This is a genomic window from Ectothiorhodospira sp. 9100, from assembly GCF_022227565.1.
Lineage (GTDB): Bacteria > Pseudomonadota > Gammaproteobacteria > Ectothiorhodospirales > Ectothiorhodospiraceae > Ectothiorhodospira > Ectothiorhodospira marina.
In genome coordinates, this window is the sequence record NZ_JAJNAN010000022.1 from 24,471 (window position 1) to 46,428 (window position 21,958).

Annotated in this window: 18 protein-coding genes and 1 tRNA gene; 9 read left to right on the forward strand and 10 right to left on the reverse strand. The window is 63.2% G+C overall.

Translation table 11 applies throughout. The features are described from left to right. Positions 1–2: 2 nt before the first annotated feature. The 3 genes from LPW29_RS08615 to LPW29_RS08625 all read right to left on the reverse strand — a co-directional run bounded on the left by LPW29_RS08615 (position 3) and on the right by LPW29_RS08625 (position 1,111). Complete coding sequence (locus tag LPW29_RS08615) at positions 3–407, reverse strand: Fur family transcriptional regulator (protein ID WP_238627668.1); 405 nt, start codon at positions 405–407, stop codon at positions 3–5. Between the two features lie 56 nt (positions 408–463). After that, positions 464–985, reverse strand: a complete 522-nt coding sequence (locus LPW29_RS08620; RefSeq protein WP_238627669.1) for an NAD(P)/FAD-dependent oxidoreductase — start codon at positions 983–985, stop codon at positions 464–466. 52 nt (positions 986–1,037) lie between these two features. Further along, positions 1,038–1,111 (reverse strand) — tRNA-Gly (locus LPW29_RS08625). Between the two features lie 117 nt (positions 1,112–1,228). On the opposite strand from LPW29_RS08625, the gene thiS reads away from it, so the two are divergent. The 3 genes from thiS to trmB all read left to right on the forward strand — a co-directional run bounded on the left by thiS (position 1,229) and on the right by trmB (position 3,103). After that, a complete protein-coding gene (gene thiS / locus LPW29_RS08630; protein ID WP_238627685.1) occupies positions 1,229–1,429 on the forward strand; it encodes a sulfur carrier protein ThiS in 201 nt (66 codons plus the stop codon). Positions 1,430–1,466: 37 nt separating this feature from the next. Beyond that, positions 1,467–2,279: a thiazole synthase gene (locus tag LPW29_RS08635; RefSeq protein WP_238627670.1), complete on the forward strand. Its 813-nt coding sequence runs from the start codon at positions 1,467–1,469 to the stop codon at positions 2,277–2,279. A gap of 116 nt (positions 2,280–2,395) precedes the next feature. Further along, positions 2,396–3,103, forward strand: a complete 708-nt coding sequence (gene trmB / locus LPW29_RS08640) for a tRNA (guanosine(46)-N7)-methyltransferase TrmB (RefSeq protein WP_238627671.1) — start codon at positions 2,396–2,398, stop codon at positions 3,101–3,103. A gap of 44 nt (positions 3,104–3,147) precedes the next feature. Here the strand turns inward: trmB and LPW29_RS08645 are convergent, their stop codons facing one another. Then, a complete protein-coding gene (locus tag LPW29_RS08645; protein WP_238627672.1) occupies positions 3,148–4,002 on the reverse strand; it encodes a universal stress protein in 855 nt (284 codons plus the stop codon). Between the two features lie 205 nt (positions 4,003–4,207). Here LPW29_RS08645 and LPW29_RS08650 point away from each other — a divergent pair, with 205 nt between their 5' ends. From LPW29_RS08650 to LPW29_RS08665, 4 genes are all read left to right on the forward strand, one after another. Continuing rightward, entirely contained in the window at positions 4,208–6,280 is a 2,073-nt protein-coding gene (locus LPW29_RS08650) for a SulP family inorganic anion transporter (protein WP_238627673.1), read from the forward strand. A 179-nt stretch (positions 6,281–6,459) separates the two neighbouring features. Next, entirely contained in the window at positions 6,460–7,350 is an 891-nt protein-coding gene (locus tag LPW29_RS08655) for a phosphoribulokinase (RefSeq protein ID WP_090252191.1), read from the forward strand. Positions 7,351–7,462: 112 nt separating this feature from the next. Further along, complete coding sequence (locus LPW29_RS08660) at positions 7,463–8,497, forward strand: NADP(H)-dependent aldo-keto reductase (protein WP_238627674.1); 1,035 nt, start codon at positions 7,463–7,465, stop codon at positions 8,495–8,497. Between the two features lie 64 nt (positions 8,498–8,561). Next, positions 8,562–9,119 (forward strand): thioredoxin family protein, encoded by a 558-nt coding sequence (locus LPW29_RS08665; protein ID WP_238627675.1) that lies wholly within the window; start codon positions 8,562–8,564, stop codon positions 9,117–9,119. 378 nt (positions 9,120–9,497) lie between these two features. On the opposite strand, the gene LPW29_RS08670 is transcribed toward LPW29_RS08665, so the two are convergent. After that, positions 9,498–10,427: a histone deacetylase family protein gene (locus tag LPW29_RS08670; protein ID WP_238627676.1), complete on the reverse strand. Its 930-nt coding sequence runs from the start codon at positions 10,425–10,427 to the stop codon at positions 9,498–9,500. A 173-nt stretch (positions 10,428–10,600) separates the two neighbouring features. Between LPW29_RS08670 and LPW29_RS08675 the strand changes: the two genes are divergently transcribed. Then, positions 10,601–13,282 (forward strand): bifunctional acetate--CoA ligase family protein/GNAT family N-acetyltransferase, encoded by a 2,682-nt coding sequence (locus LPW29_RS08675; RefSeq protein WP_238627677.1) that lies wholly within the window; start codon positions 10,601–10,603, stop codon positions 13,280–13,282. Positions 13,283–13,363: 81 nt separating this feature from the next. Here the strand turns inward: LPW29_RS08675 and LPW29_RS08680 are convergent, their stop codons facing one another. Next, positions 13,364–16,441 carry an efflux RND transporter permease subunit gene (locus LPW29_RS08680; RefSeq protein WP_238627678.1) on the reverse strand — a complete coding sequence of 1,026 codons (3,078 nt, stop codon included), beginning with the start codon at positions 16,439–16,441 and terminating at the stop codon, positions 13,364–13,366. Further along, positions 16,438–17,574 carry an efflux RND transporter periplasmic adaptor subunit gene (locus LPW29_RS08685; RefSeq protein WP_238627679.1) on the reverse strand — a complete coding sequence of 379 codons (1,137 nt, stop codon included), beginning with the start codon at positions 17,572–17,574 and terminating at the stop codon, positions 16,438–16,440. The genes LPW29_RS08680 and LPW29_RS08685 overlap by 4 nt, the downstream gene beginning before the upstream one ends. 214 nt (positions 17,575–17,788) lie before the next feature. Between LPW29_RS08685 and LPW29_RS08690 the strand changes: the two genes are divergently transcribed. Continuing rightward, on the forward strand, positions 17,789–18,166 hold the full coding sequence (locus tag LPW29_RS08690) for a hypothetical protein (protein ID WP_238627680.1): 378 nt from the start codon (positions 17,789–17,791) through the stop codon (positions 18,164–18,166). Positions 18,167–18,440: 274 nt separating this feature from the next. On the opposite strand, the gene LPW29_RS08695 is transcribed toward LPW29_RS08690, so the two are convergent. The 3 genes from LPW29_RS08695 to LPW29_RS08705 form a co-directional block, all read right to left on the reverse strand. Beyond that, entirely contained in the window at positions 18,441–19,442 is a 1,002-nt protein-coding gene (locus tag LPW29_RS08695) for an acrylyl-CoA reductase family protein (protein WP_238627681.1), read from the reverse strand. Between the two features lie 5 nt (positions 19,443–19,447). Next, entirely contained in the window at positions 19,448–20,821 is a 1,374-nt protein-coding gene (locus LPW29_RS08700; RefSeq protein WP_238627682.1) for an OmpP1/FadL family transporter, read from the reverse strand. A 48-nt stretch (positions 20,822–20,869) separates the two neighbouring features. After that, a partial coding sequence (locus LPW29_RS08705) for an AMP-dependent synthetase/ligase (protein ID WP_238627683.1) occupies positions 20,870–21,958 on the reverse strand: 1,089 nt, incomplete at its 5' end.

A 21,958-nucleotide genomic window follows, 5' to 3' on the forward strand; every position in this document is an offset into this window, starting at 1 on the left:
ATTCAGCCCTGCCTCACCCGCACGATCACATCCACGCCCTCTACCCGCACGCCCTCAGGCAGATCAGGCAACGCGCCGATATCCACGTGCTCCAGGGCCAGATCTTCCAGGTGGCCGGAGTCCATGTGGTACATGTGATGATGCGGCTCCAGGTTGGAGTCGTAAAACAGCTTGGCCGGGTCCACCACCACTTCGCGCACCAGGCCCTTTTCGGCAAACAGCCCGAGGGTGTTGTACACCGTGGCCTTGGACACCTGGTAGCGGCGTTCACTGGCGAGGGCCAGTAGCTGCTCGGCGGAGACATGCTGCGGCCTCTCGAACAACAGTTCAGCGATATCCAGGCGTTGCTGGGTCGGCGTAATGCCGTGATCCCTCAAGCGTTTAACGACAGCCTCTCGATCGGGCATGGCGAATGTGCTCCGCTGTGACTTATACCCCAGTATAACCCTCAACTAGACAAAGTCTAGTTCGCGTTATGTCGCCGAACAGGGAAATCTCCCCGGTCGATCCGGTAGGGCGATGGGTCACAGATGGGCGACTGCCCCATGATCAGATCAGTGAGCAGGCGGCAGGCACCGATGCTCATGACCACACCATTGCGATAATGGCCGGCGTTGACGAAAAGCCCCTCCACTTCAGGATGCGGTCCGATGTAGGGGATGCCCTGGGGCGAACCCGGGCGCAGCCCGGCCCAGTGTTTCTCGATGGGCAGATCCACCAGGGCCGGCACCAGGCGGGCCGCCGCCGCGTGAAAGGTCTGAGCGGCCGCCTCGGTGGTGGACGCCTGAGTGAGGCTGGCCAGTTTGGTCACCGGATCGGGGAAACGCCAGGGATACAGGGGCGAGAGGATGCCACCACCGGCCCACGAGGCCTCCTGCCCCGGCTCCTGGCGATCCAGAAGGGTGACGTCCAGGCCCTGATCGTGAAGCATGCGGGCGGAGAGCATGCCGATCAGACCGCCGCCCACCACGATGCAGTCAGTCATGGAATCACCCACTGGGGGACATTGGCCAAAGCCAGGGAACAGGGGGGGAACTTGGAGCGGGTGATGGGAATCGAACCCACGTCATCAGCTTGGGAAGCTGAGGTTCTACCATTGAACTACACCCGCACGGCACCCATAGTGTATGCGGTTACACGGCGGTTCTCAACGGGGGATGGCGCGCGCCCCCCGGGAACAGCCGGATCGGTTAACATGACGGCTTTTCCAACCCTGAACACGCCCATGATGGAACTCATAGTAAATGGCGCACCGCGCCAGGTGTCCGAGCAGTTCACTGCCGCCGACCTGGTGGAGGACCTGGGACTGACCGGACGCCGCCTTGCGGTGGAGGTCAACGGCGAACTGCTGCCGCGCAGCCGGTTCAACCAACACCACTTCAATCCCGGCGACCGCGTGGAGATCGTCCAGGCCATCGGCGGCGGTTGACCCCCTCATTGACCAGAGATTGCATACGGTACCCCTCATGTCGAGCATAGCCACTGAAAACAATACGCCCCGGGAAGACACCCTGACCATCGGCGGAACCACCTACCGTTCGCGGCTCCTGGTGGGCACGGGTAAATACAAGGATCTGGACGAGACCCGCGACGCCATCGACGCCAGTGGCGCCGAGATCGTCACCGTGGCCATCCGGCGCACCAACATCGGGCAGAACCCGGGCGAGCCCAATCTGCTGGATGTGATTTCCCCGGACCGCTATACCATCCTGCCCAACACCGCCGGCTGCTACACCGCCGACGATGCCGTGCGTACCTGCCGGCTGGCCCGGGAACTGCTGGACGGTCACGACCTGGTCAAACTCGAAGTGCTGGGTGATGAAAGAACCCTTTACCCGGATGTGGTGCAGACCCTCAGCGCCGCCGAAACCCTGGTGGCCGATGGCTTCAAGGTGATGGTGTACACCAGCGACGACCCCATCCTGGCCAAGCGCCTGGAGGAGATTGGTTGCGTGGCGGTGATGCCCCTGGCCGCCCCCATTGGCTCGGGCCTGGGCATCCAGAACCGTTACAACGTAATGGAGATCGTGGAAAACGCTCAGGTGCCCATCCTGGTGGACGCCGGTGTGGGCACCGCCTCCGATGCGGCCATTGCCATGGAGCTGGGCTGCGACGGGGTCCTCATGAACACGGCCATCGCCGCCGCCCGAGACCCGGTGCTCATGGCCTCGGCCATGAAAAAGGCCATCGAGGCGGGCCGGGAGGCGTTCCTGGCGGGCCGGATGGCGAAAAAGCGGTATGCTTCGGCATCTTCGCCCTTGGAAGGGACGTTTTTCTGAAGTCTATCGGCTTGGGGGGCCTCCGTCCCCCTCATCCCCGGCCCTTCTCCCCAAGGGGGAGAAGGGAGGAATACACGGACCCCGTAACCTATTGAACCGCTTGAAGTCGTTCTCCCATGACAGCCACCCACCCGCCGCCACACCATCGCCCCATTCGCAGCTTCGTGCGTCGGGAAGGACGTCTCACCACAGGGCAGCAGCGGGCACTGGAGCTGCTGGGGCCCCGCTGGGGCCTGGAGTTCACGCCCCAGCCCCTGGACCTTGAGGCGCTGTTCAGGCGCCGGGCGCCGGTGACCCTGGAAATCGGCTTCGGCAATGGCGAATCCCTGGCACAGATGGCCGCCCACGCTCCGGAGCGGGATTTCATTGGCGTGGAGGTACACCGCCCGGGGGTGGGGCACCTGTTGCAGCAAGTGGAGGATCGGGGACTCACCAATGTGCGTGTGGCCTGCCATGACGCCGTGGAGATGCTCAACCGGCAGATACCGCCCGGAAGCCTGGATCGCATTCAGATCTATTTCCCCGACCCCTGGCCCAAGAAACGCCATCACAAGCGGCGTCTGGTGCAGCCAGCCTTTGTGGACCTGCTGGCCACCCGACTGCGTGAGGGTGGCATCCTGCATCTGGCCACCGACTGGGAAGACTACGCATGGCACATGCTTGAGGTGATGCAACAAGCAGAGGCTTTCACCAATCAGGCTGCCGATGGCGGTTTCAGCCCGCGCCCCACCTACCGCCCCCTGACCAAATTTGAACAACGAGGTCAGCGACTGGGACATAACGTCTGGGATCTGGTCCATGAACACACAAACCCACGCCCATAACCGTGCGAATTCGGCCAGCCTGGGGTCCGGCGGTCGACCTCTGCCTACCTGACGACCAGCACCGGACAGGGCGCGTTGCCCACCACGCGCCTGGAGACGCTGCCCATGAACAGGCGTTTCAGGGCGGCGTAGCCGTGGCTGCCCACCACTACAAGGTCAGCACCCCGGCTGCGGGCCACGTCCACGATCACTGCTTCCGGGCGCCCCTGCTCCACCATGCCGTCCAGTTCGATCCCCGCCGGCGTCAGCGCCGGCTTGAGCTTGTACAACACCCGCTGCACCGCTTCGTTGGCCCGGGCACGTTGCTCGTCACTCCGCTCACCCAGGGTCGCGGAGAGCACCGTCAGGGGTAACCCGGTGGACAATGCCAGGCGCGCGGCGGTGGCGCAGGCTGCATCCGCATGGGCGGAGCCATCGGTGGCCACCAGGATGCGCCGTCGCATGGGCGCCGACCCCTGTGGCGCCACCAGAACACTGCACGGGGCGTGACCGATGATTCGGGCGGTGGAATCCCCGATCACCAGCCGTGCCAGATCGCTGCGATGGCGGCGTCCCACCACCACGCAGTCCACATCCTCCTGCTCAGCCTGCTGCACCACAAGGGTGCTTGCGTCCACACCGTGACGCGACATCACCCGGCAATCGACCCCCTGTTTTCGGGCCTGATCCGCGACTTGCTCAAGGAATTGCTCCACCTCCCTGGTTTCGGTCTCCATGCGCTGCGGGACCATGGATTCGTACTCGGGATTGGTGAGCACAACACGCAGCACCAGGAGTTCAGCACCGCACTGCCTGGCGAGGCATACAGCCTGGGCCTGGGCTCCCCGGCCTGCGTCCGAGCCGTCGGTCGCCAGCATTATTCGCTTAAGCCCCCCGCTCAGCGGAAGATCTGTGTCCATGAGACGCACTCCACCCGTGGGTACGATTCGAGCATAGCCGAGGCAAGCCCCGTTCACATCCCCTTGCAGCTCGAGTCTTTCATTCTCGAGCAAAGATCTCTACACTTATATGCATTTGTAATATAGACATATAACCGTAACTCGGTCGAGCCCTCACTCAGGGCCTGCGGGGTTCAGTCATTTTGGGGCCATCACGGATCAATCGATGAATTATTGGCTGTATCGCCTGTTGCCTTTCCTGAACTGGTTCCCCATTTCCGGCAAGCAGTTGCGTGCGGACGTCGTGGCCGGAATCAGCGTCACCATGATCCTGGTGCCCCAGGGCATGGCTTACGCCACGCTGGCGGGTCTGCCCGTCATCTACGGCCTGTATGCCTCCGCGATCCCCGCCATCATCGGCTCGCTCTGGGGATCGTCGCGCTTTCTGCATACCGGCCCCGTCGCCATGATCTCACTGCTGTCGGCCGCCTCATTGGCGCCCTTCGCGGCCGCCGGCACTCAATATTTCATCGAACTGTCCATTCTGCTGGCACTGATGGTCGGCGTCATGCGGCTTTTGCTGGGAATCTTCCGGCTGGGCATCCTGATGAACTTCGTTTCCCAACCGGTCATCATCGGGTTCACCAACGCTGCCGCCCTGATCATCGGGCTCTCCCTGTTGAACACCTTCCTGTCGGTTCCCAAACCGGACAGCGGCACGTTTCTGGAGGACTTTTTCGGCGTGGTGGCACAGATTCCCCATGCCCACTGGCCCACCGTGGCCTTCGGCGTGGGAACGCTGGTGGCCCTGGTGGGCTTGCGGTACCTCATGCCACGGCTGCCGGGTGTGTTGGTGGTGGTGATCCTGGGCACACTGATCAGCGCCCTCATCGGCTTCGAGCGTAACGAAACGGTGGATATCGAACAGGTCCAGGGGGATCCCGTTGAGGGTATCTACCATGGACTCCTGGCGGCACGACAGGACCTCGACCGCGTGATTCAGACCCTGAACGAGGCCTCCGAGGCGCTGCAGTCCTCCGAAGACGCGGGAGTCCACCCACCGGAGCTGGCGGTGCGCGTGGCCACCCTGGAATCGGAAAAGAAGCGCTTGAGCAAGGCACGCAATGCGTTGCGACTGGAGGCCCATCGGCAGCAGCTCACACGCCGTGACCACCCCACACTGGGATCGGTGTTCCAGCCCAGGGAGGCGGGCGATGCGGGGCCCATGTGGCGGTTATCCGGCTTCGAAGGGAATCGCCTGATCATGGCTTCCGGGGGGCAAGTGGTGGGCACCATACCCCAGGGCCTGCCCAGCATACAGGCCCCCGTATTGCACTGGGATGTCATGCCCGCACTCCTGCCCGCGGCCTTTGTCATGGCCCTGATCGGCTTCATGGAGGCCACGGCCATCTCACGGGCCCTGGCGGCTCGACGCCGTGAAAAGCTTAATCCCAATCAAGAATTGATCGGCCAGGGGCTGGCCAACATCGTGGGCAGCTTCTTCCAGTCTTTCTCGGTGAGCGGGTCATTTTCCCGCTCAGCCGTGGCTGCACGCTCCGGAGCCCAGACGGGGATGTTCGCGATCATCAGCGCCATCGGCGTGCTCATCACCATGCTCTACCTCACCCCATGGCTTTATCACCTTCCCCAGGCAGTTCTGGCGGCCATCGTCATGTCCGCCGTATTCGGCCTCGTGGATTTCCGAACGATGGCTCAGTACTGGAGCATCCGGCGTGCGGACGGTCTGGCCGGCTTCATCACCTTTGGGGTCACGCTGCTCATGGCACCGAATCTGGCCAATGGCGTGATCGTCGGGGCACTCATGGCCAATCTTGTATTCCTGGCGGGAACCGTTCGGCCTCGCTACGAAATACAGAGCTTGCGCTCGGATGGGACGCGCCCAGGGTCCATTCGTGATGATGCCGAAGGAGAGGATGAAGAGCCGGCTGCCGAGGACTTTGCAATATTGCGGTTTGATGCCTCGCTGGTCTTCATGAACACCGCGCATTTCGAGGATGCGGTGATGGATGCCCTCGCCCGCAACCCGAATGCACGCGCCCTGCTGGTTGTCGGCAACAGCCTGAACCGCATTGATGCCTCGGGCATCGACAAGATCCGTTCCCTGATCACTGATCTTCAGGCGGCCGACTGCACCCTCATGTTCAGCGGCCTCAAGCCGGGTGTTCTCAAGTACATGAAACGGGCCGGCCTGCTGGATGAGATCGGCGAGAAAAACATCTTTGGCTCCTACAGGGAAGCCCTGGAAACCCTGCAGCCCCATCGGAAACGCAACCCGTAAGCAGACGCCCGATGGTTGCCATGGTGTCGGCTCATGGTGTAGGTATAGGCGCCATCGCAGACAGTTCCAAGGATGGAATCCTAAAGAATACCCCATATGGTTCCTCGGCCCAGATGCGGGGGAGCCCATTATAAGTGCGCTAAAAAAACAGCCATCAAACCCAAAGAGGAGTCGAACCCATGTCCAGAAAACACCCGATTGTGGCCGTCACCGGTTCATCCGGCGCCGGAACCTCCACGGTCAAGAACGCCTTTGAGCATATCTTCCGCCGTGAACATATCAATCCGGTGATCATCGAGGGTGACAGCTTCCACCGCTACAACCGGGTGGAGATGAAGCAGGCCATGAAGGAGGCCGCCGCCCATGGCAACAATCACTTCAGTCACTTCGGCCCCGAGGCCAATCTGTTCGACAAACTCGAAGAGATGTTCAAGACCTACGGTGAGACCGGCGGTGGCAAGAAACGCTACTACATCCACAACGAAGAAGAAGCGGACAACCACAATGGTCGGCTCGGCACCAGCCTCAAGGCCGGTGAATTCACGCCCTGGGAAGACATCCCCGACGGCACCGATCTCATGTTCTACGAGGGCTTGCACGGCCTGGTGACTGACGGCGATGTGAATGCCGCTCAGCATGTGGACCTGGGCATCGGCGTGGTCCCCATCGTCAACCTGGAATGGATCCAGAAAATCTTCCGCGACAATGCCGAGCGCGGCTACACGGCTGAGGCCATCGTCGACACCATGCTGCGCCGCATGCCCGACTACGTCCACTACATCACGCCGCAGTTCTCCAAGACGGACATCAACTTCCAGCGGGTCCCCACCGTGGATACCTCCAACCCCTTCATCGCCCGCGATATCCCCACGCCGGATGAGAGCCTGGTGGTGATCCGCTTCCGCGACCCCAAGAAATTCGGTGTGGATTTTCCCTACCTGCTGAACATGCTGCATGACTCCTTCATGTCGCGCCGCAACACCATCGTGGTGCCCGGTGGCAAGATGGGGCTGGCCATGGAGGTGATCCTGGCCCCCATCATCGCCAACATGCTGGAAAAGCGGCGCTGAGGTTTTGGGGGAGGGCCGCTCTGGCCAACTCCCCCTGCCCTATGGGAGCTGGATTTCTCCGCACCGGCCACCGGTTGTATCCTGGCAGATTCAAGCATCGCGGGAGAACATCATGCAGACCAAGCCACTGGGACGTTCCGGCATCCAGGTGAGCACCCTATGCCTGGGTACCATGACCTGGGGCGAACAGAACACCGAGGCCGAGGCCCACAGTCAGCTGGACATGGCGATGGAGAGGGGCATCAACTTCATCGACACGGCCGAGATGTACCCGGTACCCCCCAAGGCCGAGACCCAGGGGCGCACAGAACGCTATCTGGGCACCTGGCTGGCCCGTCGCGGCCGGCGGGATGATCTGGTGATCGCCTCCAAGGCATCAGGCCCCAGCGAGAACTTCGGCCACATCCGTGGCGGCCCGCAACTGGACCGGCCCCACCTGGAACAGGCCCTGCACGACAGCCTGGAACGACTGCAGACGGACTACCTGGACCTGTACCAGATCCACTGGCCCTCAAGACCCACCAACTACTTCGGCCAACTGGGCTACCGACACCAGGACGACACTGGCGCCACACCCATTGCCGAAACCCTGGAAGTGCTGGCCGATTTCGTGCGCGCCGGCAAGGTGCGCACCATCGGCATCTCCAACGAGACCCCCTGGGGGCTCATGGAGTACCTGCGCCTGGCGGAACAGGCCGACCTGCCCCGTATTGCCTCCATTCAGAACCCCTACAACCTGCTCAACCGCAGTTTCGAGGTGGGCCTGGCCGAGATGGCCATCCGCGAAGACGTGGGCCTGCTCGCCTACTCACCCATGGCCTTCGGTGCCCTGAGCGGCAAATACCTGGAAAACGCCCCGCCCGATGGGCGCATCACCCTGTACTCTCGTTTTGTGCGCTACTCCGGCGAAACCGGCGTGGCTGCCACCCGCGAGTACGCGGACATCGCCCGGCGCCACGACCTGAGCCCGGCACAGATGTCCCTGGCCTTCGTGAACGCCCAGCCCTTCGTCACCAGCAACATCATTGGTGCCACCAAGCTATCCCAGCTGGAGGAGAATCTCGATAGTCTGGAGGTCACATTGAGTGAGGCGGTGCTGGAGGAAATCGAAGCCGTGCACGAAAGATATCCTGTTCCGTGCCCCTGATTGAGCATGCCCACCCTCACCCCAATCCCTCTCCCGCCAGCGGGAGAGGCGCAAGGAGAATCCCATGGCCAGAACCGAATCCCGAATGATCGACCTGGGCACCCGCGCCCCCGACTTCAACCTGCCCGACCCATCCACCGGCAAGACCGTTTCCCTGGATGACTTTCCCCAGGCCAAGGGCTATGTGATCGCCTTCATCTGCAACCACTGCCCCTTCGTACAACTCATCCGCCACGAATTCGCCCGTTTCGGTCGTGAATACACCGACAAGGGCCTGGCCGTGATCGCCATCAACGCCAACGACGCGGACAACTTCCCGGAAGACAGCCCTGAAAAGATGCAGGACGACGCCCGCCGCTTCGGCTACACCTTCCCCTACCTGTTCGACGAGACCCAGGAAGTGGCCAGAGCCTACGACGCCGCCTGCACCCCGGACTTCTACCTCTTCGATGCCGACCGAAAGCTGGTTTACCGCGGCCAGTTCGACGACTGCCGCCCCGGCAGCGACGTCCCCGTCACCGGCAAGGACCTGCGCGCCGCCGCCGACGCCCGGCTCGAAGGCCAGCCCATCCCCCAGGACCAGAAACCCAGCCTGGGCTGCAACATCAAGTGGAAGGCATAGGGGCGTCCCCATCCCCACCCCGCCCCGCCCTCACCCCAACCCCTCTCCCGCCAGCGGGAGAGGGGCTCTTTCATGGCACCCCGCGAACCGAAAGCCACTGCAGTCTCATGGTGTCCTCGGGGGCGGGTGCCTGGGAGCGGGTGTTCGCCGCAGGGATGCAGGAATCAACCCCGCAGGCATGAGTTCACGGCGTCCTGCAACCGTAAAGCCCCTGCAGTCTCAAGATGTCCTCGGGGGCGGGTGCCTGGGAGCGGGTGTTCGCCGCAGGGATGCGGCGGTCAAGCCTACAGGGAGGTATTCACGGCGTCCCGCGGACAGGCGCCCGCCCCCGAGGATATCGCCACCCGGATGCCAAACCCAGGCACCACAAAACCCAACTCAGTGCCCGATCAACGCATCCAGATGCACACACGCCGACCGCCCCAGGGCGGACAGGGCATACCCCCCCTCCAGGCAGGACACCAACCGCCCCTCCCCATGACGCTTGGCCACTTCCTTCAACTCCCGGGTCACCCAGGCATAGTCATCTTCCACCAGGCGGAAATCCGCCATATCCTCCTCACGATGGCCGTCAAAACCCGCCGAAATCATGATCAACTGCGGCTTGAAGGCCTCCAGCGCCGGCAACCAGTGCCCCTTGACCGCATCCCGAAACTCCCTGCCCGTGACCCCTCGCGTCAACGGCACATTCACCAGATGCGGGGAATCCACCGCCTCGCCGGTATGCGGATAAAACGGATGCTGGAAGGTCGAGCAGAACAGCACCCGCGGCTCGTCACGGAAAATATCCTCCGTACCGTTGCCATGATGGACATCGAAATCCACCACCGCCACACGCTCCAGGCCATGCTGAGCCAGAGCATGGGCCGCCCCCACCGCGACGTTATTGAAGATGCAGAACCCCATGGCTCGCGCCCGCTCCGCATGATGCCCCGGCGGGCGCACACTGCAAAAGGCACTGCTGGCCTCTCCCGACATCACCAGATCCACTCCCAGGACCGATGCACCCGCCGCCCGGCGGGCCGCCTGCAGGGTATGCTCCGTCATCACCGTATCCCCCTCGTCCAGACACACCATCTCGTCCGGGCCCGGCGAGGAGGACTCCACGTAATCCACGTAATCCGCAGTATGCACCCGCAACAACTGCTCACGGGTGACCAGCGGTGCGTCATAATGGCTCAACAGGATACTGATCCCCGACGCCAGCATCCGATCGTCAACAGCGGACAGGCGTTCAGGCACCTCTGGATGGTGAACGGCCACCCGGTGCAAACTGCAATCATGATGCGTGATGAAGGCGATGGTCATGGGCACGACTCCTTGGGCTTTTCCCCATGGTAACGCGAAGCGCGAAAAGACGAGATAGGCTGAGACAATTTCGTCTGCTTGTGCCATTCGTCCCCAGGCGGTTTCGCCGCACCGCAGCATCACCCATACTATACTCAGAGAGAATCTCTACAGGGGCGATCAGCAGCACAACCATGGGACCACACTTCCTCAAGCGAATTTTCGCGCCGCGCAGCATTGCCGTGATCGGCGCCACCGAACGGGACAACGCCTTGGGTAACCTGGTGTTCGCCAATCTGGTGGACGCCGGCTTCAAGGGTGAGTTGTACCCGGTGAACCCCAAACACGAGACCGTGCACGGACGCCGCTGCTATCCCGACGTGGAGGCCATTGGCCGGCCCGTGGAGATGGTCGTGGTGGCTACCCCCGCACGCACCGTGCCCAATGTCCTGCGCCACTGCGGCGAACACGGCGTACACGGAGCCGTGGTGCTCTCCGCCGGATTCAGTGAGTCCGGGCGGGCCGGTAAACGTCTGGAAGAGGAGATCATCGAGATCTCCCGGGAATATGACCTGCGCCTGATCGGACCCAACTGCCTGGGCGTGATGCGACCGGGGCGCGGCCTCAATGCCACCTTCAGCAAGAACAAGGCCCTGCCGGGGAATCTGGCCCTGGTATCCCAGTCCGGTGCCATCTGCACCGCCATCCTGGATTGGGCCGAGAGCCAGGAGATCGGTTTTTCCGCCGTGGCCTCCATGGGCGACGCCTCCGATGTGGATTTTGGCGATGTGCTGGATTATCTGGCCCTGGATCGGGAAACCCGCAGCATCCTCCTCTACGTGGAGGGCATTCACAACGCCCGGCGCTTCATGAGTGGCCTGCGTGCCGCCGCGCGCATGAAGCCGGTCATCGTCATCAAGTCCGGTCGCCATGCGGAGGGTTCGCGGGCGGCCATGTCCCATACCGGCTCCCTGGTGGGCGCTGACGATGTCTTCGACGCCGCCCTGGAACGGGCCGGCGCCGTGCGTGCCATGACCATCCAGCAACTCTTCTCCGCGGCCCGCATCCTCTCCAGTGGCTATCGGGTAGAAGGCAACCGCCTGGCCATCATCACCAATGCCGGTGGGCCCGGCGTCATGGCCACTGACCGGGCGGTGGAACTGGACGTGAGCATGGCTCAGTTCAGTACCCAAACCATGGACAAGCTCAACAAGGCCCTTCCGGAGCAATGGTCCCACGGTAATCCCGTGGACATCTTGGGGGATGCGGATGCAGAGCGCTTCGAGAGTGCCATGACCGCCTGTCTTGAGGACGGCGGCGTGGATGCCTCCATCATCATGCTGACACCTCAGGCCATGACCGATCCCCTGAGCGTGGCCGAAGTGACCACCCGGGTCGCCAAGAAGGTGAAAAAACCCGTACTCGGATGCTGGATGGGTGATATCCAGGTACGTGAAGGCCGTGACCATCTCACGCACGAGCGCCTGCCCCATTTCACCACCCCCGAGGCCTCAGTGGAGGGCTTTGCCTACCTGGCCTCCCACAAACGCAACCAGCGCCTGCTGTTGCAGGTGCCCAGCCCCCTCACCGACCGCGGTCGCACCGACGTGCACGGCGCCCGACTGATCATCGAGGGCGCCCTCTCCGAGGGCCGCAAGCTGCTCAGCACCCTGGAATCCAAGGCGGTGCTGTCCGCGTTTCGTATCCCCGTCACCCAGACCATGCGGGCCAACACGGCGGGCGAGGCCCTGGTGGCCGCGGGCACCGTGGGCTATCCGGTGGCCATGAAGATCGACTCCCCCGACATCACCCACAAGTCCGACGTGCAGGGTGTGCGCCTGAACATCGCCAGCGCCGAATCCGTGCGCAACGCCTTCCAGACCATGGTGGACGACGCTCGACGGCTCAAGCCCGAGGCCCGCATCAATGGCGTGACCCTGGAGCGCATGCATCAGAGCACCTACGGCCGGGAACTCATGGTGGGCGTGCTCCGGGATCCGGTCTTCGGACCGGTCATCAGCTTCGGATCCGGCGGCACCTCGGTGGAGGTGATCAAGGACCGGGCCGTGGCCCTGCCGCCCCTCAACGAGGTGATCATCGAAGGCATGATCGCGCGGACCAAGGTGGCCAAGCTCCTCAAGGAATTCCGCAACATGCCCGCGGTGGATGCACAGGCCCTGGAACAGGTACTGCTGCGGGTGTCGGAGATGGTCTGCGAGCTTCCGGAGATCCAGGAGATGGACATCAATCCCCTGATCGCCGATGAACGCGGCCTGGCGGCGGTGGATGCCCGCATCACCGTGAACTTCCCGCCGGTGATGCCGGATCGCTATGCCCACATGGCCATCCATCCCTACCCTGCCCACCTGGTCAATCAATGGCAGTTGCCCGATGGCACCAACCTGACCATCCGGCCAATCCGGCCCGAGGATGCCAAGATCGAACAGGATTTCGTGCGCACTCTCTCGGCGGAATCCCGGTATTACCGCTTCATGCAGGCAGTGCACGAACTCACCCCGCAAATGCTGGTGCGCTTCACCCAGATCGATTACGACCGGGAAATGGCCCTGGTCGCCGTTCAGGAGCGCCCGGATGGCTCCGAGCTGCAGGTGGCGGTGGCCCGTTACACCGCCAATCCGGACCAGCAGAGTTGTGAGTTTGCACTGGCGGTGGCCGACGAGTGGCAGGGCCGGGGCGTGGGTTCACACCTGATGAACGAGCTCATGGATGTGGCCCGCACCCGCGGCCTGCGTACCATGGAGGGAGACGTGCTTGCCCAGAACACCAACATGATGGCCCTGATGCATCGCCTCGGCTTCAGCTCCCGCAACAGTCGGGAGGACGAGGGCATCAAGCTGGTGAGCAAGCGATTGTAGGGGGCGGTGCCCGCCGCTCCCCGCATCCCCGACCCTTCTCCCCCGAGGGGAGAAGGGAGACCCCCCCGGGGAGGAAGGAAGTTATAGCCCCTCTCCCCCCCGGGGAGAGGGGTTGGGGTGAGGGTGCGAAACCCCGAACAGCACCGCATAAAACAGTGGCACCGCCAGCAAGGTCAACAACGATGCCAGCGCCAACCCAAACATGATGGCAATGGCCATGGGCGCCCAGAAGGGCCCGGACAAGGCCAATGGCAACATCCCCAGCACCGTGGTGGCAGCCGCCAGCATCACCGGCCGCACGCGACTCACCGCCGCCTCCAGCAGGGCTTCGTGGGCCTCTTCGCCGCGCTCCATTTCCAGATCCACCTGCTCCACCATGACAATGGCGTTCTTGATGATCATGCCGGACAGGCTCATCACCCCCAGCAGCGCCATGAAGCCGAAGGGCTGCTTGAACAGCAACAATCCCGCGCTCACCCCAACCACCCCCAGGGGCACCGTGAGCAGAATGATCAGTGAGCGGCGGTAACTATTGAACTGCGCCATCAACACCAGGGCCATCAAGCCCAATACCACCGGCACCGGTTGCAGCACGCCCCGCTGGGCTTCCTGGGATTTCACCGGCTCACCGTCCCAGTCGAGCCGGTAGCCAGGTGGCAGATCCAGATCCTGAACCCGCTGCTGAAGATCACTGAGCACCTCATGGGCAATGAAGCCAGGCATGAGATCCATCTGCAGGGTCACGCTGCGTTCTCGGTCCATACGCCAGATGGAGGCGTCCTCCCACACCACTGACACCTCGGCCACCTGCAACAGCGGTACCGGACGATGGCCTTGCTCAGGCCAGATCACCATGGTCTCCACCTGCGTGGGATCCGTACGATCTTCCAGGGGGAAGCGCCACTTGATGGGGATGCGTTTATCGTCTTCGAGGTAAACACCAATGGGCTGACCAGCGAAGGCAGTGGCCAGTGCCTCGGCGATGGCGGCACTGGACACATTGGCCCGGCGTGCCCGCTCCTGATCCACATCCACCTGGATCTGCGGCGTCTTGTTGCGCCAGTCCAGGCGCACATGATCCAGACGGGGATCCCCTGCCAGCATGTCCCGCCCCTGCTCGGCCAAGGCCCGCAAGGTGTCACGTTCCGGCCCAATGATGCGCATCTCGATGGGATATCGCACCGGATCCCCCAACTGCATGGGCCGCACTCGAGGCTCGGCATCCGGGAAACGCTGATCCATGAACCCCCGAGTGGCTGCCATCATGCCATCCAGGTCATCCACGGCCTTCAGATTCACCAGGATCTGCCCGAAGGACGCATTGGGATGTTCGGGCAGCATGGGCAGATAGAAGCGCGGTGCTCCCTCGCCAATGAAGGCGGTGGCGGACTCCACCTCGTCCTGCCCCTGCAGCCAGTCCTCGATCACGGCCATGTCCTCGGCCGTCTGACGGATACGGCTGCCCTCCGGCAGCCAGTAATCGACCATGAACTGGGCCCGCTGCGCGGGAGGGAAGAAGATCTGCGGCACCAGCATGAAGCCGATCAGGGAGAGCACCAGCAGCCCGGCAATCCCCCCCAGACTGGCACGGCGCCAGTGGAGCACCCCACCCAACAGGCCGCGGAAACCGCGGTACAGGCGTCCCCCGTAGGGATCACTGCCTGCACTGCCCTCGGCCGGGGCCTTGAGCCAGCGATGACACATCACCGGCGTGACGGTGATGGCCAGCACCCAGCTGAGCAACAGGGAAAAACCCACCACCCAGAACAGAGAGCGGGTGAACTCCCCGGTTGCCGTATCGGTGAGGGCAATGGGCGAAAAGGCCAGCACGGCAATCAGGGTGGCCGACAGCAAAGGCCAGGCGGTTTCACCCACCGCCTCCCGGGCTGCGCGTGCGCGGTCCAGCCCCCGCTGCATCTTCACGACGGTGAGCTCAGCCACCACGATGGCATTATCCACCATCATGCCCAGCACGATCACCAAGGCCCCCAGAGAGACCCGGTGCAGGTCAATCCCCGTGACCCACATGGCGATGAAGGTGGCCAGAATGGTAAAGGGCACGCCAGACCCCACGATCAGGCCCGTGCGCAGCCCCAGGGCAATGAGCAGCACCGCGATGACGATGACCACCGCCGTGACCAGGTTGATCATGAACTCGCTTACTGCCGCCTGCACCTCGCGGGGCTGGTTGGCAATGATGCCGAAGGACATCCCCACGGGCAGGGTGGGCTCGATCCGTGACAGCTGCTTGTTGATCCGGTCCCCCAGCTCCACCACGTTCACTCCCTGGGAGGGGACGATGCCAATGGCCAGGGCGTCCTGCCCCCCATGGCGAAGCAGCGCCTGGGGTGGATCCGCAAACCCCCGGCGCACCTCGGCAAAATCACGCAGATACACCAGGTTGCCGGTCACCGGACTGCGGATGGAGAGGCTGCGAATTTCCTCCAGGGACTCGAACACGCCACTGGCAAAGATGCGCACCTGCCGGGGCCCCATCTCCACAAAACCCGCCGGTTCCACCACATTTTGACGGTTCAGGGCCTGGACCACCTGGTGCGGCGTGAGGCCCATCTCGGCCACCTTCTCCCGGGAGGTCTCGACGAACACCCGCTCCCCCTGCTGCCCGAAGAGTTCCACCTTGGCCACGCCAGGTACCCGCAGCAATTCACGGCGCACGTTGTCCGTCACCCGATCCAGCACGTCATAGCCGTAGCCCTCGCCGGTAAGGGCAATCAACAGGGCGTACACATCACCATAGTCATCGTCCACAATGGGCCCGCGCACCCCATCGGGGAGCTCGCGGGCGGCTTCGTTCACCTTGTGGCGCAGTTCATCCCAGATCTGTCGCAACTTCTCCGGATCATGATGCTCCTGGATGTCCACAAAGATCACTGACACCCCGTCCCGACTGTGGGACTGCACCTGGTCCAGCTCGCCCAGTTGCTGAATCTTGAGCTCGATGTGCTCGGTCACCTCCTGCTCCACGCGCACGGCCCGGGCGCCCGGGTATTCCGTGTAAACCACCGCTGTGCGCACAGTGAATTCCGGGTCCTCAAGCTGACCCAGCTGGGTGTAGGCGAAGCCCCCCACGAATACGATCAGGGCCACCAGAAAGCCCATCAGACGGCCCCGCTGGATGGCCCAGACAGCGGCGTTCATCGGCGTGCACCTCGCATCTCGTCCTCGGTGAGCACGCGTACCTTCTGACCCTCGCGCAGGTGCTGCACACCCGCGGTCACCACCTGCTGACCCGCATGCAGGTCACCCTGGACGCGCGCGCCATCCCGCTCCAGCGGCCCCAGGCTCACCGGGCGGCGCGTCGCTGTCTCGCCGGCCTCGTCCAGCACCCAGACATGGGGCTGGCCATCGTGGTCGAATATCGCCGTCATGGGCACCCGGAAATAACCCTGCTCGCCCGCCGCATCCAGGTCGGCCCGGAAATCCAGGCGGGCGGTCATTCCGGGCAGGATGCGTTGGTCCGGGTTGTCCACCACGATGCGCACCGGATAGGTCTGGGTATCTTCGTCCACGTCCACACCCACGGCCTGCACCCGGCCCGGATACTGGCGGCCCAGTGCAGCGAAATGCACCTTCACGCCGGTGAGTTGATCGCGGTGCACCACCAGGGTCTCGGGCATCCCGACCCGCAGTTCGATCTCGTCAAGGCGGTCCAGGACAAAGACCACGCGCTCCGGGCTGACCTGTTCGTGGGGTTCGATGTTGCGGCGGGCCACATGGGCCTCGAAGGGGGCCCGCAGCACCGTGTCGTCCAGCGCGGCACGGGCAGTGGCCAAACCCTCGCGGGTGGCATCCCGTTGCCCCTGGGCCTGGCGGAAGGCCGATCGCAAACTATCGAAATCGGCGCGGCTGATGGTGCCGTCCTGCACCAGCGTCTGCCCGCGTCGGTAATTCACCTCGGCTTCTTGCAGCTGCCCTTCGGCGGCCTCCAGTTGGCCCTCCAGTTCGCGCACCTTGAGACGGTAGTCCCGGTCATCCATCCGCGCCAGCACGTCGCCCTCGATCACCCGGTCCCCCAGGTCCGCCTGCACCGATGCCACCTGCCCGGACACACGAAAGGCCAGAGCCGTATGTTCAGCGGCCTCGGCCCGAGCGCTGAAGGTACGGGAGGCCATATCCTCGGAAGATTGCAGGGTGAGGGTCAGCACCGGGCGCTCGGGCGCTGCCTCTTGCATCTCGGGAGGTTGCTCGCAGGCGCCAAGCACCAGGGAGGCGGTCAGCAGCAGGGCCGGGAGTCGTCGGGCATTCCTGGGACGCATGGTACGTTTTGGCATAAGTCGTATCCTTTCTTGCTGCATCACAGTGTAACCAGGCATCGTGACACAACACCATCCATGTGGCTGCATGATCTTCGCGGTCGGCGCTCCTCACGGGATCTTATGGTGATCGATCCAGTGAGGGATAACATTTTATGGGTTCATATGATAATTCTCACTGACGGATCCATCAGAAAGCGCTAATGTGGGAATCATGAAAATGAATCGCTCCATGATGACACTCTGCCTGATCCCACTGCTCCTGACGGTGGGCCTGACAGGCTCCGGTTGCCGCCACGACCAGGGGGCCTCGCTGCCTGACCGCACCCTGATCGTTCATGTCCAGAACCGCACTTCGGAGACCATTCCCAAGGTGGAAATCGGTTATGCCAACGTGGACACCCAGCAGACCACCACGATCCTCCAACTGGCGCCGGACAAGACCCGCACCATCACCCTGAACCATGAACCCGGCCTGGGCTACAGCGTGGAGGCCCATCTGGCGGATGGCAATGTTCTGGAAATCTGCGGCGGACGGCACCCGGAGAGTCGGGTGATGCGCGAGGTCATCACTCAGGAATCCATCCTGTCGGGGATCGGCAAGCCTTGAGCACCCGGCCGGCACAGCGGATAGCACGTCACCAGCCCGACAATCCATCAACCTCGGACAGGCTGGCGGGCCGTTCGCGAACGGCCCCTACCCATATCTTTCGCATATTCCACTGAAGCAGTCATGGAGAAAGAACTCAAGCCCTTGTAGGGGCGCTTCGGGAAGCGCCCGGCCGGCGCCCCCAATACCCCCGCAACACCCCGACAGGCCATCGAACATAGACGGGCTTGCGGGAGAGGGCTAGGGGGTGAGGGTGATCCTTGAATACCAGGGACTACCGCTGAAGATCCACCAGGATCCGCCCGTACACATCTCCCGCCAGCATCCGCTTGCTGGCTGACTCCAGCTCCCCCAGCCCGATCTCCTCGGTGGCGATGTCATCCAGGTGGGGAATGGACCAGTCGGTGGCCAGACGGGTCCAGATGGCGGCGCGGCGTTCCGTGGGATAGTTGCTGGAACTCACCCCCAGAAGGGAGACCCCCCGCAGGATGAAGGGCATCACCGTGGTGCGTAGTTCCGCGCCACCCGCCAGCCCGATGGTGACGATATTGCCCCACTCGTCCACCGTGCGGGTGAGCCAGCACAGGATCTCACCACCAACAGTGTCCACCGCGCCCGCCCAGCGGGCCGTCTCCAACGGGCGCCAGCCCTGGGAGAGACCGCGACGATCCATGACCTTGACGGCGCCCAGGGACTTGAGCCAGTCCTGCCGGCGGGTCTTGCCGGACAGGGCCACCACTTCGTACCCCTGGGACGCCAGCAGGTTCACGGTAAGGGAGCCCACCCCGCCGCTGGCCCCCGTGACCAGGATCGGGCCCATGCCCGGATCCTGGTCGTTGGCCCGCAGACGCTGCAACGCCAGGGCCGCGGTGAACCCGGCGGTACCCAGGATCATGGACTGACGCAGATTAAGCCCCCGAGGGAGCGGCACCACCCAGTCGGCGGGCACGCGGATACGCCCCGCAAAGCCACCATGGTGGATCTCGCCCAGGCCGCAGCCAGTGACCAGCACCGGATCACCGACCTTGAAGCCGCTGTTATCGCCCGCGCAGACCACCTCGCCCGCGGCGTCGATGCCCCCGACGATAGGCGAGCGCCTCAGCACCCGCCCACTGCCGGTGATGCCCAGGGCATCCTTGTAGTTGAGCGAGGAGTAACGAACCGCCACCTCCACGGCCCCGTCCATCAGCTCCGAGGGTTCCATTTCCGCGAGACTGACACGACGGGAGCCAAGCACCTCGTCACGAATCAACAGGGCCGGGAAGGTGGAGGTCATGGGTTCTAGAACCGGTAGCGCACGGAGGCGGCGAGGATGTGGACGTGGCCTTCGGTGTTGCCGGTGAGGTCGACAGTTGATTCAATGGGCAGATTGCCTGCACCATCAACTGGAATCTCGACACCCTTAAAAAACGTCCTACTCAAATCCAGAGACTCCTTTGAGATATCGATGTAGGTATAGGCCATGTCAAACCCCCAGTGCGGCCCCTGCTCGTAACTGGCCCCAACGGAAAACCAGGTGCGGTCACCGTCCGGGGTGCGGGTGGTGCGGTAGTTGTCCTGTGTGGGTGTGCGATCATATTGGATGCCACCGCGCAGGGTCCAACGATCATCCCACTGGTATTCGGCACCCACAGCCAGCGCCCAGCTGTCCTTGTAGTTCTGCTCGGTCGGGCTATCAGGGTCACCATTATCGAAGCGGACCCGGATTTCGTCAAAGTTGGACCATTGGAACCACTTGTACTGGGCCATCAGTGTCCAGCGATCATTCATTTCCTGTCGCAAGCCCAGGGCCAGCATATCCGGCAAATGCAGATCAGCACGACCATCCAACTGGGTCTCGGCACCCCCCAAGCGCGCGGGCGCGATCCCACCGGCCTTGCCGTCCAAAGTATGCTTGATACCCTGCCGGTAATGGAGCCCCAGGCGGGTTGTGTCGCTCGCCTGCCACAGCAGGCCCAGATTGAAGCCATAGTCCCAGCTATCGGCATCCAGCACCTGTTCACCATCGGTTGCAACCGTTGGGCCGCCCGGCACCGTGGGATCCGGGATCGCATTCTTCAGGGTCGCATCCGCATACTGGATATCGACCCCCCCACCCAGGGCCAGGCGGTCCGTGAGCCGATAGGCCACGCTTGGCTGCAGATTGATCACTGCCAACTCGGTCTCGGTGGAGTCGTAGCGGGCGAAGAAGTCGTCGTCGTAGTGATTGGCCAGGCCAAACGGAGCAGTCAGGCCAAACCCGAACCAGGTACGGTCGTCATGCTGATGGGAGATGAAGAGGTTGGGTACCGGGGTCGGATCGTAAGGATTGCCACCAGAACCCCCGAGCCCGGAAACCGGATTTCCCAACGTACCTGGCGTTGTGACTGTTGACCCTCCATCACTCACATCCGCCTTCGGCATCAGCAAATGCACCGCTGCCTGTACCTCGGTGCCGGGCAGGAACACCATCCCCGCCGGATTGAAGAAGATGGTGCTGGCATCCTGGGCCACCGCCGCCTCGCCGGCGAAGGCGCGGCCCAGGCCGCTGACGCTCTGTTCCTGAATATAGAAGCCGGCCGCCTTCACCGGTGACTGCCACAGGGTGGCCCCGGACAGGGCGACAGCGCCGGCCACGGCGCAGGACAGGGCGTTGCGGGACTGGATGAATGGCATGTTTCCCCCTTGGGTGATTTCTTTTGGTTTTATCCGTTCACAAGCTTTTCAGCGCTTGCTGTGGGCCTCGTACATGGCCTCGATCTGCTTGCTGTAGCGCTCCAGGATCAACGCACGCTTGAGTTTCATGGTGGGCGTGAGCAGCCCGTTGTCCACATCCCAGGGCTCCAGGGTGGGCGTGAGACGACGCACTTGGGCGTATCCGTGGAACTCGGTCAGTTGCTTGCCGGCACGCTCCAGCAGGGCCTTTTCCACCTTGCGGCTGAACAGATCCTCGTTGCTGCCTGGATCCACTTCCAGTTCCTCGGCCAGCTTTTTCCACTCCTCGGCATTGAGCACCACCAGGGCGGTGAGATAGGGCTTGCCCTCCCCCACGACCATGGCCTGTTCAAAGATGGGATCCAGGGTCACGGCCATTTCCATATCCGCCGGTGGCACCTTCTCGCCATTGCCCAGCACCAGGATCTCCTTGATGCGACCGATGATGAAGATATGACCCTGCTCGTCGATGCGGGCCTTGTCGCCACTGTGCAGCCAGCCATCCTTGTCGATGGTGTCGGCGGTGGCTTCCTCATTATTCCAATAGCCCTGCATCACCGAAGGACCGCGCACCAGCAATTCCTGATCTTTCCCGATACTCACCTCAACACCGGGCAACGCACACCCCACGCTGGCGGGGACGTTGTCCTCAGGCCGGTTGACGGCCACCACCGGACTGGCCTCGGTCATGCCAAAACCGTGGAACACGGGCAACCCCAGGCCAATGAAGAAACGCGCGATGGGCGGTGGCAACGGCGCACCACCGCAGACAGCCAGACGCAACCGGCCGCCCAGGCGCTCGGTCACCTTGGTGGCAATGATCCGTTTCAGCAGCGGCCACAGCAGCAGGCTGGGATGCCAGCCAGCGCGCCCCTGCTCGTGCTCGAAGCGGCGCCATCCCACAGACACCGTGGTGTTGAACAGAAAACGGGCAAAACCGGACTTCGCCTCCAGCCCCGAGGTGATGCGACCATAGATACGTTCGTAGATCCTTGGCACCGAGATGAGCACGGTGGGGCGCAGGTTCATGAGATCCTCCGCCAGACCCTGTACCGAACGGGCAAACGCTACCTGGGCACCCACCATCATGGGCATGTA

Coding starts and splice junctions, on each gene's coding strand:
- LPW29_RS08670 (WP_238627676.1), bottom strand. CDS start 10,427: ATGACCATCGCCTTCATCACGCATCATGATTGCAGTTTGCACCGGGTG.
- LPW29_RS08700 (WP_238627682.1), bottom strand. CDS start 20,821: ATGCCATTCATCCAGTCCCGCAACGCCCTGTCCTGCGCCGTGGCCGGC.
- LPW29_RS08645 (WP_238627672.1), bottom strand. CDS start 4,002: ATGGACACAGATCTTCCGCTGAGCGGGGGGCTTAAGCGAATAATGCTG.
- LPW29_RS08615 (WP_238627668.1), bottom strand. CDS start 407: ATGCCCGATCGAGAGGCTGTCGTTAAACGCTTGAGGGATCACGGCATT.
- LPW29_RS08650 (WP_238627673.1), top strand. CDS start 4,208: ATGAATTATTGGCTGTATCGCCTGTTGCCTTTCCTGAACTGGTTCCCC.
- LPW29_RS08665 (WP_238627675.1), top strand. CDS start 8,562: ATGGCCAGAACCGAATCCCGAATGATCGACCTGGGCACCCGCGCCCCC.
- LPW29_RS08680 (WP_238627678.1), bottom strand. CDS start 16,441: ATGAACGCCGCTGTCTGGGCCATCCAGCGGGGCCGTCTGATGGGCTTT.
- LPW29_RS08685 (WP_238627679.1), bottom strand. CDS start 17,574: ATGCCAAAACGTACCATGCGTCCCAGGAATGCCCGACGACTCCCGGCC.
- thiS (WP_238627685.1), top strand. CDS start 1,229: ATGGAACTCATAGTAAATGGCGCACCGCGCCAGGTGTCCGAGCAGTTC.
- LPW29_RS08655 (WP_090252191.1), top strand. CDS start 6,460: ATGTCCAGAAAACACCCGATTGTGGCCGTCACCGGTTCATCCGGCGCC.
- LPW29_RS08675 (WP_238627677.1), top strand. CDS start 10,601: ATGGGACCACACTTCCTCAAGCGAATTTTCGCGCCGCGCAGCATTGCC.
- LPW29_RS08690 (WP_238627680.1), top strand. CDS start 17,789: ATGATGACACTCTGCCTGATCCCACTGCTCCTGACGGTGGGCCTGACA.
- trmB (WP_238627671.1), top strand. CDS start 2,396: ATGACAGCCACCCACCCGCCGCCACACCATCGCCCCATTCGCAGCTTC.
- LPW29_RS08620 (WP_238627669.1), bottom strand. CDS start 985: ATGACTGACTGCATCGTGGTGGGCGGCGGTCTGATCGGCATGCTCTCC.
- LPW29_RS08695 (WP_238627681.1), bottom strand. CDS start 19,442: ATGACCTCCACCTTCCCGGCCCTGTTGATTCGTGACGAGGTGCTTGGC.
- LPW29_RS08635 (WP_238627670.1), top strand. CDS start 1,467: ATGTCGAGCATAGCCACTGAAAACAATACGCCCCGGGAAGACACCCTG.
- LPW29_RS08660 (WP_238627674.1), top strand. CDS start 7,463: ATGCAGACCAAGCCACTGGGACGTTCCGGCATCCAGGTGAGCACCCTA.